This is a genomic window from Paenarthrobacter sp. R1 (assembly GCF_030264015.1).
Lineage (GTDB): Bacteria > Actinomycetota > Actinomycetes > Actinomycetales > Micrococcaceae > Arthrobacter > Arthrobacter ureafaciens.
This window is the reverse complement of sequence record NZ_CP127115.1, coordinates 3,144,678-3,160,911: the sequence shown is the minus strand read 5'-3', so window position 1 is coordinate 3,160,911 and position 16,234 is coordinate 3,144,678. Positions and strand designations below refer to the sequence as shown.

At 63.9% G+C, this 16,234-nt stretch carries 10 protein-coding genes, 2 tRNA genes and 1 riboswitch; of the genes, 7 read left to right on the top strand and 5 right to left on the bottom strand.

From position 1 onward, the window contains the following. Positions 1-50 precede the first annotated feature (50 nt). Complete coding sequence (cycA, locus tag QN084_RS15310; RefSeq protein WP_021474670.1) at positions 51-1,517, bottom strand: D-serine/D-alanine/glycine transporter; 1,467 nt, start codon at positions 1,515-1,517, stop codon at positions 51-53. Positions 1,518-1,671: 154 nt separating this feature from the next. Next, positions 1,672-1,771: riboswitch (glycine riboswitch) on the bottom strand. A gap of 96 nt (positions 1,772-1,867) precedes the next feature. Further along, the gene (locus QN084_RS15305; protein ID WP_031217320.1) at positions 1,868-3,805 is read right to left on the bottom strand and encodes an FAD/NAD(P)-binding protein; all 1,938 of its coding nucleotides are present in this window, start codon (positions 3,803-3,805) and stop codon (positions 1,868-1,870) included. A gap of 60 nt (positions 3,806-3,865) precedes the next feature. Here QN084_RS15305 and QN084_RS15300 point away from each other — a divergent pair, with 60 nt between their 5' ends. After that, positions 3,866-6,055: a prolyl oligopeptidase family serine peptidase gene (locus QN084_RS15300; RefSeq protein ID WP_069694686.1), complete on the top strand. Its 2,190-nt coding sequence runs from the start codon at positions 3,866-3,868 to the stop codon at positions 6,053-6,055. 77 nt (positions 6,056-6,132) lie between these two features. Continuing rightward, a tRNA-Ser gene (locus QN084_RS15295) sits at positions 6,133-6,221 on the top strand. 79 nt (positions 6,222-6,300) lie between these two features. Here the strand turns inward: QN084_RS15295 and QN084_RS15290 are convergent. Together QN084_RS15290 and QN084_RS15285 are read right to left on the bottom strand one after the other, a co-directional pair. After that, a complete protein-coding gene (locus QN084_RS15290; protein ID WP_069694685.1) occupies positions 6,301-7,740 on the bottom strand; it encodes an MFS transporter in 1,440 nt (479 codons plus the stop codon). 157 nt (positions 7,741-7,897) lie between these two features. Further along, positions 7,898-10,063, bottom strand: coding sequence for a RecQ family ATP-dependent DNA helicase (locus tag QN084_RS15285; protein ID WP_069694684.1), 2,166 nt, complete (start codon positions 10,061-10,063; stop codon positions 7,898-7,900). Between the two features lie 124 nt (positions 10,064-10,187). On the opposite strand from QN084_RS15285, the gene QN084_RS15280 reads away from it, so the two are divergent. From QN084_RS15280 to QN084_RS15265, 4 genes are all read left to right on the top strand, one after another. Further along, positions 10,188-11,606: a phosphomannomutase/phosphoglucomutase gene (locus tag QN084_RS15280; RefSeq protein WP_069694683.1), complete on the top strand. Its 1,419-nt coding sequence runs from the start codon at positions 10,188-10,190 to the stop codon at positions 11,604-11,606. 12 nt (positions 11,607-11,618) lie between these two features. After that, a complete protein-coding gene (locus QN084_RS15275; protein ID WP_069694682.1) occupies positions 11,619-12,062 on the top strand; it encodes a hypothetical protein in 444 nt (147 codons plus the stop codon). Between the two features lie 24 nt (positions 12,063-12,086). Further along, on the top strand, positions 12,087-12,581 hold the full coding sequence (locus tag QN084_RS15270; RefSeq protein WP_021474536.1) for an RrF2 family transcriptional regulator: 495 nt from the start codon (positions 12,087-12,089) through the stop codon (positions 12,579-12,581). A 137-nt stretch (positions 12,582-12,718) separates the two neighbouring features. Then, a complete protein-coding gene (locus QN084_RS15265) occupies positions 12,719-13,876 on the top strand; it encodes a globin domain-containing protein (protein ID WP_021474537.1) in 1,158 nt (385 codons plus the stop codon). Between the two features lie 138 nt (positions 13,877-14,014). Here the strand turns inward: QN084_RS15265 and QN084_RS15260 are convergent, their stop codons facing one another. Beyond that, the gene (locus tag QN084_RS15260) at positions 14,015-15,841 is read right to left on the bottom strand and encodes a phosphoenolpyruvate carboxykinase (GTP) (RefSeq protein ID WP_069694681.1); all 1,827 of its coding nucleotides are present in this window, start codon (positions 15,839-15,841) and stop codon (positions 14,015-14,017) included. Positions 15,842-16,125: 284 nt separating this feature from the next. Between QN084_RS15260 and QN084_RS15255 the strand changes: the two genes are divergently transcribed. Beyond that, positions 16,126-16,199: transfer RNA gene (locus QN084_RS15255), tRNA-Arg, on the top strand. The last annotated feature ends 35 nt before the right edge of the window (positions 16,200-16,234 follow it).

The following is a 16,234-nucleotide window of genomic DNA, read 5'->3' as shown; positions in this document are numbered from 1 at the left end:
AGGGGCCAGGCCCCGCGTCCGTGTGGTCGCGGGGCCTGGCTTTTTGTGTCCTACTTGCGTGCGGGTTCAGGCTCGGGAAGCCGTTCAGCGTCCTCTTGCAGGCTCGCGCGGAAAGCTTCAAACCGGGCCACGTGGGCCGGCCGGCGGCGCAGGATGGCCCACGCGATGCCCAACGCCACGAACCACACCGGCGTGACAAGCAGCGCCATGAGGGTGTCCGGCTGCGTGGTCAATGCCCACATGATGAACCCGAAGAACGCGAAGACCACCCAAACCATCACAACACCGCCGGGCATCTTGAACGCGGAGCCATCGTGCAGTTGCGGACGACGCTTCCGGAAGGCGAGGTAGCTCGCCAGGATGATCGACCAGACGAACACGAAGCACACGGCCGACACCGTGGTGACCATGTCGAAGGCCTTGCCAACGTCCTGGCCGGCGTACATGAGGACGACGCCGGAGAGCAGCAGCACGCAGGAAAGGAACAGCGCGTTGCGGGGTACTTTGCGTCCGGAGAGCGCACTGAAGACTGCGGGCGCGTCGCCTTCCTGCGCCAAGCCGTAAACCATGCGGGACGTGGAGTAGATCCCGGAGTTCGCGGAGGACATCGCCGAGCTCAACACCACGAGGTTGACGATCGTGGCTGCGGCCCCAAGCCCGGCAAGCGAGAACATGGCGATGAAAGGGCTGTGGCCGGCCGCGAACTGCGTCCACGGAGTAACGGACATCAGGATGATGAGGGCGCCTACGTAGAAGAGCAGCACACGGATGGGAATGGAGTTGATGGCCTTGGGAAGGTTTTTCTCCGGATCCTTCGCTTCGGCAGCGGTGGTTCCCACCAGTTCAATACCCACGAACGCGAAGACTGCGATCTGGAAACCGGCCACGAACCCCATGAATTCGTTGGGGAAGAAGCCTCCATGGGACCAGAGGTTGGTGAAGCTGGCAGGGCCGGCATCGGACTGGAAGCCACTGAAGATCATGAACAGGCCCACGATGATGAGCGCCGCAATGGCCACGATCTTGATGAGGGCGAACCAGAATTCCGTCTCGCCGAAGGCCTTCACGGTTGCCAGGTTCAAGAGCAGGAGGATGCCGATCGTGATGAGTCCGGGAATCCAGAGGGGCAAGCCCGGCCACAGCTCTTCCGAGTAGCCGGCTATCGCAATGACGTCCGCGATGCCCGTGATAACCCAGCAGAACCAATACGTCCATCCAGTGAAGAATCCCGCCCACGGACCCAGAAGGTCTGCGGCGAAGTCGCTGAAGGACTTGTAGTTCAGGTTGCTCAACAGCAACTCGCCCATGGCCCGCATGACGAAGAACAGCATGAAGCCGATGATCATGTAGACGAAAATGACGGAGGGCCCGGCGGCGGAGATGGTTTTCCCGGAGCCCATGAACAGGCCGGTTCCGATGGCACCGCCAATGGCGATCAGTTGGATGTGGCGGTTGCTGAGTTGCCGTTCGAGGTGGGGCTCATGGTTGTTGTCTGTTGGCGGGCGCTGAATCGTCATGAGGAACTCCATTGTTCAGGCGGCACCGGAATGCCACGATGATTCGGGTTCCTCCCCGCTCTGTCATTGACCTGAGAGTTTCCGCGTGCCTGCAGGCAGGAACGCTTGCACCTTCGGTGAGCCCGGTGGGAACCGTGCTTCTTTCCAGAGTTGCCTCGCCGCGGCGGTACAGGGTGCCTGAGAGATTCCTGGGGAGGGTTTGCTCCTACGGCGCCTGACGGGATGTACCGGCAGGACTCTCCCGCCGCGGATCACTAGCGCGCATCACCAGCCGGTGACGCAGATCACACACTAGCGAAGGGCGGGCACCCGCTGCAAACGCCCGGCATCCACGGTCGTCATAAAAGGGGTTAAAGCCCCAGGATGCTCCGCGCGATCTCGTCGGCGTCGCGCAGCGTCCGCTGTCCGCTGGTGTAGGCCTGGCCCGTTGCCGGTTTCGCCTCGGCAGCGATGGCGGTCCCCCACTGGGTTGCCGACAGCTGAAGGCCCAGCACGTACAAACCCTCGGTTACCGAGCCGTTCGCGGCCACGGGCCGGTAAGGATGTGGTTCCACATCCAGGCCGGTGGTCTGCACCGGCGTCCCCTCGACGCTCATCATGATCTTGGTTCGCACCAGGCCGTCCTCCATGAGCTGTTCCAGCAACGGGGAGACGTTGATACCCACCCGGTTGGCGGGCGACATCGCTTCAATCAGGGTCCTCGCCTGCACGGGCGCATCCCGCACCCAGGGCGAAAAGGCGCGGAAGACCTTGGCGTTTCGGTCCACGCTGAATTTCGGGTCCGGCCCCACGAAACTCACGACGCCGGCACGCGCCAAGGCGGCCAGCTGCTCCGAACGAAGTGCGGGAGGCCCGCTGGCCAGTCCCTCGACGAAGGATTCGAACCAGCCGCGCAGCTCCGCCACCCACGACTCATCCGTGATTCCACCGTCCGCCACCACGGTCTTAAGGATCGCGCGGCCCGTATGGAGTGCGCCGATCGCCATCTTCACAGGATCGGCTTCGCCGAGCTCCGAACGCAGGGCATCATCATCCAGGTAATCGGTGATGGCCTTGTCCAACTCGCGGCGGGAGGCGAAGGTCCGGCCCGCCAACGGGGCGGCGAGCGCCCGAAGGTTCAGCCGGCGCGAAGCCACCACGTGTTTTTCGACCAGCGCCCCCACTTCGGTTTCCCAGTTGCCCGTTGCGTGCGCATGCGGCTGCAGCGCGTCCTCCAGGTCGGCCAGGAATTGGGCCGAGTCCCGGATCGCGGCCGGTTGGGACCGTGCCAACGTTGCGTAGTACGCCCACAACGCGTCCCGGTGCAGGAGCGGCCACAGATCATGGTCGAAGCCGGGCTGGATCCCCGCAGCCCGGAAGCGGTCGACGGCGGCTTCCGTCAGGTAGCGGAGGGTGATGCTCGTGGCGTAGTAGCCGGACAGCCCGGCTTTGGCCCGGTACGGGGTGCCTCGCCTGGACGCTGCGATGATTTTCGGTTCGCGCCCGGAAGCACGGTACTCCAGGGCGCCGGTACCCGGGGCGACGGCGTCCACGAATTTGCCGCCGCGGCCCTCGGTCAGCTGCCCCATGACGTCGAAGAAGTTCAGGCCCATTCCCCGGACCAGCACGGGTTCGTTGTCCGGCACTATGGACCAGTCCACGTCGGCCGGAGGCGCCGGAGGGAAGTACAGCAGTCCGTGTTCTTCGGCGGCCACCTGGAAGGAGCGTTGCTCGGGGTTCAGGCGGGCTTCAATGTGGCCAAGGGCGAGCACCACCGAATCGACGGTGAGGGTACCGCCGTCGGCCAGTTCGACGTCGAACGCCTTACCCGCCGGGCGGGCCGCCACCGCCGACGTTTCATGGAAGGTGACGTCCACGCCGTCGGGCACCCGCTGGAGCAGCTCAGCCAGCGTCTGCTGCAGGTAACGCCCGTACAGGGCGCGGCTCGGGAAGTTGTCGGACGCCAGCGCGGACAACTCGGCCTTCTCGGCGTCGCTGAGTCCCTGGCCGTCACGACGCCGGGTCACGCGCCATTCGTCGAACGAACCGCCCGCCAGAGGCGGGGCAAGCTCCGGTTCCTGGGGAATCAGGGTGGGATAGAACGACTGCGTGTTCATCAGGTACAGCCGGGACTGCCCGGGCTGCCAAACGTGCCCCGAACCGGCCGGATAGGGGTCAATGACGTGGATGTGGAGCGTGCTTCCGCCGTTCCCTGCCGCCGCCCGGTTCGCGAGCAACCGCTCAAGGACGCTGGTACCCCTGGGACCAGCCCCGACAAGGGCAACACGGTTGGTTTGGGAAGTAGCCACGCTCAAGCTTAACTTCTGCATGACTTGCTTCCCTTTTACCTGTGTTGCTTGGATGGGGCGATGACCACCACAGCAGCTGATCAATCGCCCTTGCCCGAAGAACGCGAGCAGCCAGGGCCCCGCCACGCCGACGTCGCACCCGAGCCAACGGATGAGTTTGTCTGGTTGGAGGACATCCACGGCGAAGAACAGCTGGCATGGGTCCGTGAACAAAACGCCCGAACCGAAGAACTCCTGGAAGACGCCGGATACGCGGCGGTGGAAGCGGGCATCCTGGAGGTCCTGGACTCCACCGACCGCATCGCCATGGTGAACAAGCGGGGGGACTTCTACTACAACTTCTGGAAGGACCGGGAACACCCCAAGGGCCTCTGGCGCCGCACCACGTGGGAGAGCTACCTCTCCGACGCACCGGACTGGGACGAGCTGCTGGATGTGGACGCCTTGGCAGCCTCCGAAGGTATCGAGTGGGTGTTCCACGGGGCCGGCTTCCTTCGCCCGTCCGACGGTTCCGACTACCGGCTCGCCATGGTTTCCCTCTCCCCCGACGGCGGCGACGCCAACCGGTACCGCGAATTCGACCTCGCCACCAGGACGTTCGTGGACCCGGCCGATGGTGGCTTTGACCTACCCACCGCGAAGGGCCATGTCAGCTGGCTCGATGCAGACACTCTCCTGGTCTCCAGCACCGCCGACGGACTACCCGCAACTTCCTCCTCCTACGCCCGAACCGCGGTGAAGCTGCGCCGCGGCGAATCCCTGGCATCAGCGGAACAGATCTTCGAGATCCCCGAAGACCACATGCTGGCCATGGTCGCCCACGACTCCACGCCAGGCTTTGAGCGCACTTTCGCCGTGGACTACATCGACTTCTACAACCAGCGGACGTCGCTGCTCCATGACGGCGCCTGGATGGACATCGACGTCCCGACGGACGTCAACATCAGCGCGCACCGCGAATGGCTGATGTTCCGTCCACGGCACGACTGGTCCGTTGCCGGCGTCCAATACCCTGCCGGCTCCCTCCTCGCGGCAGGCCTTGAAGAGTGGCTGGCCGGCACACGCGACGTGGTGGTGCTGTTCACGCCCGACGACCACACGTCCCTGCAGTCCTGGAGCTGGACCAGGGACTACCTGCTGCTGAACCTGCTGCGGGACGTCTCCTCCGAGATCCGGGTGCTGGACCCCTCAAAGCCGGACGACTCCGGTTCCTGGGCCTGGAGCACCCTGGACGCCTGTCCCCCGCTCCATGACGTCAACGCCTATGCAGTGGACGACGAGGACGAATCCGGCGCCGGAAACGACTACTGGTTGGTGGCCACAGGTTTCACTACTCCCACGACCCTCACGCGCGGCTCACTCGGACCTGCCGGGAGCCACCACGAAGAGGTGAAGCGCTCGCCGTCGTTCTTCAACGAAGCCGGGTACGAGGTCCAACAGCACTTCGCTGTTTCGGCCGACGGCACCCGCATCCCTTACTTCCAGGTCGCTTCCAAAGACCTGGTCCTGGACGGTCAGAACCCCACGCAGCTCTCCGGCTACGGCGGGTTCGAGGTCTCCCGCACCCCTGCCTACAGCGGAACGATCGGCCGGGCATGGCTTGAACGCCGCACCACCGGGGAGGACGCCCACGTCCGCGGCGGGGTCTACGTGGTGGCCAACATCCGCGGCGGAGGCGAATACGGACCGTCCTGGCACCACGCAGCCCTCCGGGAAAACAGGCACCGCGCTTACGAGGACTTCGCAGCGGTTGCGCAGGACCTCATCTCGCGGGGAGTCACCAGCCGGAAACGCCTGGGGTGCGTGGGCGGCTCCAACGGCGGGCTGCTGGTGGGCAACATGCTCACGCAGTACCCCGAACTGTTCGGGGCGATCTCCTGCGGGGTGCCGCTGCTGGACATGCGCCGATACACGAAGCTGTCCGCCGGATACTCCTGGATTGCCGAATACGGAGATCCCGATGTGCCCGGGCAGTGGGAATTCATCCGCACGTTCTCCCCGTACCACTTGCTCCGTGACGGAGTGGAATACCCGGAAACGTTCATCTGGACTGCGACCTCGGACGACCGCGTGGGTCCCGTCCAGGCCCGGAAGATGGCCGCCCGGATGCAGGCCATGGGCATCCCCAACGTCTGGTTCCACGAAGCCTTGGAGGGCGGGCACGCCGGAGCTTCGGACAACAGGCAAGCCGCCGCGCTGCAGGCCAGGAGCAACCACTTCCTCTGGCGGGCGTTGGCCGGGGGCGAGTAAGGCCCAGGCTTGGTTGACGGCTGTTTTGCACTGTGCCGCACGTTCTGCGTATCCTTGGTGGGCTAGCAATAGCAATTGGAGACGTGCCAGAGCGGCCGAATGGACTTCACTGCTAATGAAGGGTCGGGGTTAAACTCGACCGGGGGTTCAAATCCCCCCGTCTCCGCGAAGTGGTCCCGGTCTTCGAACCGGGACCTTTTGCGTTTAACCCGGGGTTGCAGGACCCCCTTCGAGGGTTAGCGGCGTTAGCGGGGTTGGCGGCCACGACCGCCTGCACTGACCTCCGCGCCGGCATCCCGGTGAAGCATCAGGCTGTCCACGGTACTCACGAGCATCAGTACTGCCATGGCCAGGAAGGCCCCTTTGTAAGCGGTGTTCTCCCCACCCAGGAACCCGGCGGTTTCGAACAACCGGAGGAACAGTGCTCCCACGGCAATTCCGGCACCGGCCGCCAGCTGCACCAGCGTGGCAGAGATGGCATTGGCCGACGGCAGTTGCTCAGGGACGATATCCGCGTACTGCACCGAGGCGTACGCGGAGAAGCCGATGGACCGGAAAGCGCCGCTGAGCAGCAGCAGGCCGAAAATTACCGGCTCGGGAGTCTCGGCCGACAGGAAGGCGCACAGAACAAACGTCACCGCCGAGGCGAAAGAGGCAAAGACCAGTACGGGCTTGAACCCGAACCGCCGGATGATGGGGGTGGTAGCCGGTTTGATGCCGATGTTGCCCACAAAGACCGCCGCCACCATGACACCGGCCTTCAGGGGATCCCAACCGAATCCATCCTGGAACATCAACGGCAGCAGGAAGGGAACCGAGCTGATGGTGAGCCGGTAGATGAAGCCGCCCGTGGACGTGGCACGGAAAGTCCTCGTTCCGAAGACCCCAAGGTTGAACAGCGGGACTTTTGCCCTGGTCATCCACCAGACCGCTCCGGCCAAGGAAAGGACGCCGCCTCCAACCACTACCGCAGCCACCAGCCCCGGTGTGTGGCCGCCCAATGTTTCAAGGCCTACCACCAGGGCACCCACGCCAAGCGTCGTCAGCAACAGTCCCAGCCAGTCAAGCCTGCGTTTATCCCCGACGGCGGTCCGGGGAACCAAGCGCAGCGCGGCGATGAATGCGGCCAGGCCCAACGGGAGGTTGATGAGGAAGATCCAGTGCCAGGAGAGGAACGTCGTCAGCGCTCCGCCGACCATCGGGGCCAACACCGGTGCAAGAAGGCCCGGCCACACGAGGTAAGCGGTGGCACGGAGAAGCTCGGACTTCGGCGTTCCCCGGAGGACCACCAGCGTCCCGACCGGAACCATCATGGCCCCGCCCGCACCTTGGGCCACCCTGCTGAGCGTGAGCATCGTCAGGTCCTGGCTCACCGCGCACAGCAGGGACGCGATCGTGAATACTGCAATGGCGAAGCAAAACACCCTCCGGGCGCCCATTCGTTCCGCCAGCCAGCTGCTCAACGGTATCCCCATGGCCACAGTCACCAGGTAGGCGGTCATGGTGATGTTGACATCTGCTGCGGGCACGCGGAAATCGGAGGCGATGCTCGGGATCGCGGTGGTCAGGACGGTTCCGTCCAGGAACTCCATGAAGAAGGTGGCCGCCACCAGCAACGCGAGCTTTGGCTGCCACGTGCTCTCACTTGGGGCTGCGACGTCGGTGCGGTTCGATTCTGTGCTCATGGCTCCGGTCCGGATCAAACGGTATCCCGCGCTGGGAAGCGGGTGTGTTTCATCGATCCTATAGACGGGATGTGGGAGCGATCACAACATGACACAACCTGGCCGGGCATGACACGGGTCCTGCAGCGGTCCTGTCCGCAGCAAGGGGCGGCGGCCGCTATCCAGCCTGGGCCAACGCCAGGGGAAGGACCGCCCCCGCACCTGCTTCCCGGAGGCACCGGCCGGCCACCGTCATGGTCCACCGACTGTCGATGAGATCGTCCACCAGGAGTACAGGCTGTCCTTGCGCGCCCACCAACGCCTGGCCAAGTTCTTCACCCACCGCAAACCGTTCCCATACTCCCGCAAGGCGGTAAGCGCTGTTGCCACCCCGGGCTCCAACGGGTCCGCCATGGTGAGGTTGCAGGGCACCCAAGTACGGCATGCGGCCTATGCCGGCGATTCCCCGGGCCAGCGAGTCCACCAGCTGTGGTTTGCTCCTGGAAGGAACACTCACAACGGCCACCGGACGGCCCGCTCCACTCCACGCCGTCCCGCCCTCGGCACCGGACCACTCCCGCAGCACCTGAACGCAGGCTTGGAGCATGGCAGGGTCCACTTGGCGGTCCGGAGCGCCGGCGGCAAAGAGTTCACGCAGCGCTCCGCCCCAGCCCAGGTCGGTCAGGCGGGCCAGGACACGCCCTTCCGCCACGGACTGGTCCGGCTTGATCTTGCCCTTCACCGCCACACCCAGCCGGTCCATTCCGGACGGCCACTGCAGCCTCGGCTCCACCACAATTCCCGCCCGGCGAAGCGTTTGCCCCGCAGCGTCAGCGGCTGCCTCGGCAATGTCCTTCGGGAACCACTGCCCGGCACAGTTGTCACAACGGCCGCAAGGTGCCGCGGTTTCATCGTCAAGGACTGAGGTGATGTACTCCATGCGGCACCCCGAGGTGTCCTCGTAGACGATCATCGATTCCTGCTCGTCCACGCGTGCCTCGGCAATGCGGGAGTAGCGTTCAGCATCGTAGGCCCAGGGTTGCCCGGTTGCCTTCCAGCCATCTCCAACCCGTTCCACCGCTCCATCCACGGCGAGCACCTTGAGCAGCAGCTCCAGGGGCGTCCGGCGCAGGTCCACCCTCGCTTCCAAGGCCACCGTGGAAAGGGCGGAACCAGCTTCATCCAGGACGTTCAGGACGGCCTGCGCTTTCTCGGCCGAAGGCATCGAAGCGGTGGCGAAGTATTGCCAGATCTCGCGGTCTTCGGAGCCGGGAAGCAGCAGGACGTCGGCATTCGCAGCGCCACGTCCGGCACGGCCCACCTGCTGGTAGTACGCGACAGGCGACGACGGCGCGCCCAAGTGGATGACGAAGCCGAGATCGGGTTTGTCGAACCCCATGCCCAAGGCTGACGTCGCTACCAGCGCTTTGACCTGGTTGTCCTTCAATAATTGCTCCGCGCGCTCCCTGTCCGCGGGATCGGTGCGTCCTGTGTAAGCCAGGACGTTGTGCCCCGCCTCGGCAAGCAGGCGGGCGGTGTCCTCGGCGGCGGAAACGGTCAGGGTGTAGATAATCCCGCTGCCGGGCAGATCGTTCAGATGCGTGAGCAACCAGCCAAGGCGGTCCCGGGAGTCAGGGAGGTTAAGCACTCCCAACCGCAGGGATTCCCTGCCCAAGGGGCCGCGGATGGTCAGTACCCCTTCCCCGAGCTGCTCCTCGATGTCATGGACAACACGCGAGTTCGCCGTGGCCGTGGTGGCCAGCACGGGGACGGTTTCCGGCAATTGCGTGATCAGGTCCGCGATGCGGCGGTAGTCCGGCCGGAAATCGTGGCCCCAGTCCGAAATACAGTGCGCTTCATCAACCACCAGCAGACCCGTCCGCCGGATCAACTCGGGAAGCTGGTTCTCCCGGAAGGAGGGATTGGTCAGGCGTTCCGGGGACACCAGCAGGACATCGACCTCGTCCGCCGCCAGCTGGGCCAGGACCGTATCCCACTCCAATGCATTTGCCGAGTTGATGGCTACGGCCCGTACACCTGCCCGGGCCGCAGCAGCCACCTGGTCCCGCATGAGCGCCAGCAAAGGGGAAACAATCAAGGTTGGCCCCGCCCCGCGCCTGCGCAGCAACAGGGACGACACGAAATAGACGGCGGACTTCCCCCACCCGGTACGCTGCACCACCAGGGCCCTGCGTCCAGCGTCCACCAGCGCTTCGATGGCCTCGAATTGTCCGTCATGGAACTCGGCTTGGGGATTCCCGACGAGCTCCCTGAGGCATTCAAGCGCCTGCTGGCGTGTAGGCGACTGCACAGGAAGAGCGACATTTTGCGGGATGTTGGCCATGTCCCCAGTATTGCAGCAGGGCCTGACAGCGATAACGGGCAGGAAGGGCTATGTGGACAACCGTTCTCCACATAGCCGGGAGGCGGTTCATGCCCATTTGCACCCTCACAGTAGGATTGAGCGCGTGACTAGCGAGCAGACTAAGACCTTTGACCTCTCGGCCTCTTTCAAGGCGTATGACGTCCGGGGCATCGTGGGGGAATCAATCACGGCCGAGATCGTAGAAGCCGTGGGTGCTGCATTTATCGACGTCCTTGGGTTGGAGGGTGAGACCGTTCTGGTGGGCGGGGACATGCGGCCTTCCTCGCCCGAGTTCAGCCAGGCGTTCGCCAAGGGCGCTGCCACCCGCGGCGCCAACGTGCAGTTGCTGGACCTTATTTCCACGGACGAGCTGTACTACGCCTGCGGCGCGCTTAATGCAGCCGGCGCGACGTTCACTGCCAGCCACAACCCGGCCGAGTACAACGGCATCAAGATGTCCAAGGCCGGAGCCCAGCCCATCTCTTCGGAGAGCGGTTTGAAGGAGATCCAGGCCCTGGCCGAGGAATACCTGAACCAGGGCAGCATCCCGGCCGCCGCCACGCGTGGCCAGATCGGTGTGCGGGATGTCCTGAAGGACTACTCCGAGTACCTCCGCAAGCTCGTGGACCTTTCCGGTTCCCGGCCGTTGAAGGTTGTTGTCGACGCCGGCAACGGCATGGCGGGGTTGACCACCCCTGCGGTCCTGGGTGACAAAATCCTCCCGGGCCTGCCTTTTGAGATTATTCCGCTGTACTTCGAGCTTGATGGATCGTTCCCGAACCACCCGGCCAACCCGTTGGAGCCGGAGAACCTGCGTGATCTGCAGACCGCCGTGGTCAAGCACGGTGCGGACATCGGTTTGGCTTTCGACGGCGATGCTGACCGGTGCTTCGTTGTTGACGAGAAGGGTGACCCGGTGTCTCCTTCGGCGATCACCGGCATGGTGGCCCGCCGTGAAATCGCCCGGGCAAAGGCCGCCGGGGAAGAGACTCCGGTGATCATCCACAACTTGCTCACGTCCAAGGCCGTGCCGGAGCTCGTCGCTCTTGATGGCGGCCGTGCTGTCCGCACCCGGGTGGGCCATTCCTTCATCAAGGCCGTGATGGCTCAGGAAAGTGCCGTGTTCGGCGGGGAGCACTCCGCCCACTTCTACTTCCGGGATTTCTGGAATGCGGACACCGGCATGCTGGCTGCCATGCACGTGCTTGCCGCGTTGGGCGAGCAGGACGGTCCGCTCTCCGAGCTGGGCCGCCAGTACGAGCCCTACGTTTCTTCCGGTGAAATCAACTCCGAGATCGAGGACAAAGCCGCAGCGGTAGAGCGCGTTCGGGTCGATTTCGAGTCCGAGGACGTCGAGATCGACAACATGGACGGCAGCACATTTACCGCCAAGGACGGCAGCTGGTGGTTCAACCTGCGCCCGTCCAACACCGAGCCCTTCCTTCGTCTGAACGCCGAAGCGAAGGACCAGCCCACCATGGAGAAAATCCGCGACCGCGTCCTGGCCATCGTCAGGGCATAGGGGAGCCATCATATGAGCCACGAACCTCAAGCAGCGGGGAATGCGGCGGAGCAGGAACTCAGGGACACCTTGGGCACAGCCATTGGCACGGCCCAGGAACACCTCCTGCAGAACGGCGGCTTCCTCCCCTTCGGAATCACCTTGTCCGATGACGGTGAACTCAGGATCGTCCTGGTAACCCCGAATGAGCCGGACGAAGACGGTCACCTCGATGCTGAGCAGATGCTTGCCGACGTGCAGGAGCTCCTCAAGCAGGGGCGAAACGACTACCGCGCGGTAGCCGTTGCCTACGATGCCAGCCTGCCGGAACATGGTTGCGATGGAATCACCGGCGCGGCCGAACACAGGGACGGCACCGTACTTGCCGCGATAGTTCCCTATCATGTAACAGACGATGGGTTCACCTTTGAGCCCATGGAGCCGGACACCCACGAGCCGTCAGTCTGGGTGGACTAGACCCGCACTACCTTAGGTGAAGCGATGAAGATCAACGCGTTCGCAGATGTAAGCCTCCGCGCCATCATGGTGTTGGCAGCTGCGCCCGAGGGGACTTTGCTGACCACTCAGGCTGTGGCGAATGCCGTCGGCACCCCGTACAACCACGTGAGCAAAGCAATGGTCCGGCTCCGCGAACTCGGCCTGATCGACGTCGAACGTGGCAGGCTTGGCGGCTCCCGGCTCAACGCTGCCGGTCGTAAAGCAACCGTGGGGCAGCTCCTCCGCCACCTGGACAGCAGGCAAGACCCGGCGGAGTGCCAATCCCCCAACGGCGACTGCCCGCTGCTGACCGAGTGCGGTTTGCGCCATGCCATGAAGCGGGCCAGGGAAGCTTTCTACAAGGAACTCGACACCGTGGTGATCGCGTCCCTGCCCCACGCCCGCCAGATGAATCCGGTCTTCGCTACCATCGGCTTGCGTCCCCAGTTCGGCACGGATCCGTCACCCGCTTCCCAGCCCGCCGTCACCACGGCGTGAGACCTCCGGCGTAACGAACCCCCTCGATTTGCACTTCTTTTCTACGGGGAGTAGAAATTGATCTAAATACAGGTATTTGAAATACATGTATTGATCCGGTCCGGCGCAGGTGCACGGACCCCAACCCCAGGAGAACCATGCTCTCGGAAAAGTCCCGCCCCGTCATTGAAGCCACCCTTCCGCTGGTCGGATCGAGGATTGGCGAAATCACCGCCGATTTCTACAACCGCTTGTTCACAGCACACCCCGAACTCCTGGATGGTCTTTTCAGCCGATCGAACCAGCGTTCCGGCGAGCAGCAGAAGGCTTTGGCCGGGAGCATTGCCGCTTTCGCCACGCACTTGGTGAACAACCCCGGCACGCTGCCGGAAAAGGTCCTCTCCCGCATTGCGCACAAGCACGCTTCGTTGGGCATCGTCGAAGAGCAGTACGGCGTGGTTTACGAGCACCTCTTCGCAGCCATTGCCGCCGACCTGGCCGATGTCATCACCCCGGAGATCGCAGAAGCATGGACCGAGGTGTACTGGCTCATGGCGGACGCCCTGATCAAGTTGGAGAAGGACCTCTACGCAGCGCAGGCCAACACCCGCATGTGGATGCCGTGGCGCGTCGTCAGCAAGGAAGCAGCAGGCAAGGATGCCATGACCTTCACGCTGGAACCGGCGGATGAAACCCCCATCACGGAAGCCAAGCCAGGACAGTACGTCAGCGTCAAGGTCACCCTTCCTGACGGCCTCCGCCAGGTGCGCCAGTACTCGCTGTCCGGCGACGCCGGCACCAGCCGGATCTTCACCACCAAGCTCAACGACGGCGGTGAGGTCTCCACCGCCCTGCACACCGCCGTCGAGCCCGGGGACATCCTGGAGATCTCCAACCCCTATGGCGAAATCACGCTCAAGGACGAGGCAGGCCCGGTGGTTCTCGCTTCGGCCGGCATCGGCTGCACGCCCACCGCTTCCATCCTGCGCTCCCTGGCAGATACCGGCACTGACCGCGATGTAGTGGTGCTGCACGCCGAACGTTCCATGGACAGCTGGGCGCTCAGCGGCCAGATGACCGCCGACGCCGCCAGGATCGATGCCGACCTGCAGCTGTGGCTTGAGACTCCGCAGGCCGGCGCCAAGGAAGGTTTCATGTCGCTTCGCGAAGTCGATCTTCCGGCAGATGCCTCGCTCTACCTGTGCGGCCCGCTGCCCTTCATGAAGAAGATCCGCGACGAGGCCATCGAAGCGGGCATCCCGGCAACGCGGATCCACTACGAGGTCTTCGGTCCGGACGTCTGGCTCGCCAACTAAGGCAAGGAACGACGGCGGCCTGTCACCTTTCGTACAAAAGGTGACAGGCCGTCGTCGTTCACTCAGGGACGCCATTGTCCCTAAGAGGTTCTGCACCTCCGGAGGTTCCTACCTCCGGAGGTTCCTGCTTCCCGAGGTCTAGGCCAGGCGGCTCTTCAGGCCGTCCAGCTCGGACTTCAGCGCCGCCGGGAGCGATTCGCCGAAGTTGGCGAACCACTCTTCAATGGAGGCCAGCTCGGTGGTCCATTCGTCGGCATCCACACGGACGGCTGCCTCCACCTCTGCCGGGGTCATGTCCAGGCCCTCGAGGTCGATGGATTCACCGGTCGGCACGAAGCCGATGGGGGTCTCCACGGCGTCGGCTTTGCCTTCGAGCCGCTCGATGGCCCACTTGAGCACGCGTGCATTGTCCCCGAAGCCAGGCCAGGCGAAGCCGCCCTCAGCCGTGCGGCGGAACCAGTTGACCAGGAAGATCTTGGGCAAACGCTCGGGATTGGCCTTCGCTGACAGGTTCACCCAGTGGTTCAGGTAATCGCCAGCGTCGTAGCCGATGAACGGAAGCATCGCCATCGGATCGCGACGGACTACGCCTACGGCACCGGCCGCTGCAGCGGTGGTCTCCGACGAGAGGGTGGCGCCCATGAAGATGCCGTTTGACCAGTCGCGGGCCTCGGTGACCAACGGGATGGTGGTCTTGCGGCGGCCACCGAACAGGATGGCGGAGAGTTCCACGCCCTCGGGGCTGAAGTACTCTTCGGCAAGCATGTCGATCTGGTCGATCGGGGTGCAGAAGCGGGAGTTCGGGTGCGCGGCCGGGGCCTCCGAGTCCGGAGTCCAGGAGTTGCCCTGCCAGTCGGTCAGGTGTGCCGGGGTCTCCTCGGTCATGCCTTCCCACCAAACTCCACCGTCGTCGGTCAGTGCGACGTTGGTGAAGATGCTGTTGCCCTTGGCAATGGCACGCATGGCGTTGGGGTTGGTACCCCACCCGGTGCCCGGCGCAACGCCGAAAAGACCGGCTTCCGGGTTGACCGCGCGGAGCTCGCCTTCCTTGCCGAAGCGCATCCACGTGATGTCATCGCCCAGGGTCTCAACTTTCCAACCCTTGATGGTGGGGTCCAGCAGGGCGAGGTTGGTCTTGCCGCAGGCGGAGGGGAAGGCCGCGGAGACGTAGTAGGTCTTCTGCTCGGGAGAGGTCAGCTTGAGGATGAGCATGTGCTCGGCCAGCCAGCCTTCGTCGCGGGCCATGACCGACGCGATGCGCAGCGCGTAGCACTTCTTGCCCAGCAGGGCGTTTCCGCCGTAGCCGGAACCGAAGGACCAGATGGAGCGCTCTTCGGGGAAGTGGACGATCCACTTTTCCGGGTTGCACGGCCATGCGACGTCGGCCTGGCCGGGTTCCAGCGGTGCGCCGAGGGAGTGCAACGCCGGTACGAAGAACGCGTCGGTCCGGGTGATGCGTTCCAGAACGTCGGTGCCGATGCGGGCCATGATGCGCATGGAAGCAACCACGTAGGCGGAGTCGGTGATCTCAACGCCGAACTTGGGGTCTTCAGCATCCAGGTGGCCCATGACGAAGGGAATGACGTACATGGTGCGGCCGCGCATGGAGCCGGCGAAAAGTCCGCGCAGCTTCTGCTTCATCTCGGCCGGGGCCATCCAGTTGTTGGTGAAGCCTGCGTCGCGCTCGTTCTCGGAGCAGATAAAGGTCTGCTCCTCTACACGGGCAACGTCAGCGGGATCGGAAAAAGCTGCAAAGGAGTTCGGGAACGTCTCCGGGTTGAGCCGCTTCAGCGTGCCGGCCTCAACCAGCTCGTCTGTCAGCTTCTTGTTTTCTGCTTCGCTACCGTCAACCCAGTGGATGCGGTCCGGCTGAGTCAGTTCAGCTACTTCTTCGACCCAGGCCAGCAGGCGTGCATGCGTAGTAGGTGCCTTCTCAAGCAGCGGCAGTCGCGCCAGATCGCCCATTGCGGTTCCCTTCGTCGGGTTCGGTGGTGTGTCCTAAACGATAGGGGGCGCGGACCAGACCAATCCGTTGTCAGACATCGGACAAATGGGGGCCGCGCAAATGAAAACCGCGGAAAATCAAGGAATCCAGTTTCTGAAGGGCTGATTTAAGTGACGAAGGTCACCTAGACCGGTCTAGTTAGGCAGATTACAGTCTGTCGATTTGGAACTTCACGTGAACTTCTGTAAAGTTTATTGAGGTTCGAGGGGGTCAGAGAAACAGACCGCCGAGAATCACCAAGAATGCGCCCATAGCTCAGCTGGATAGAGCGTCTGTCTACGGAACAGAAGGTCAGGGGTTCGAATCCCTTTGGGCGCACAAATGAAGACCCGCACCGGTTCGCCGGTGCGGGT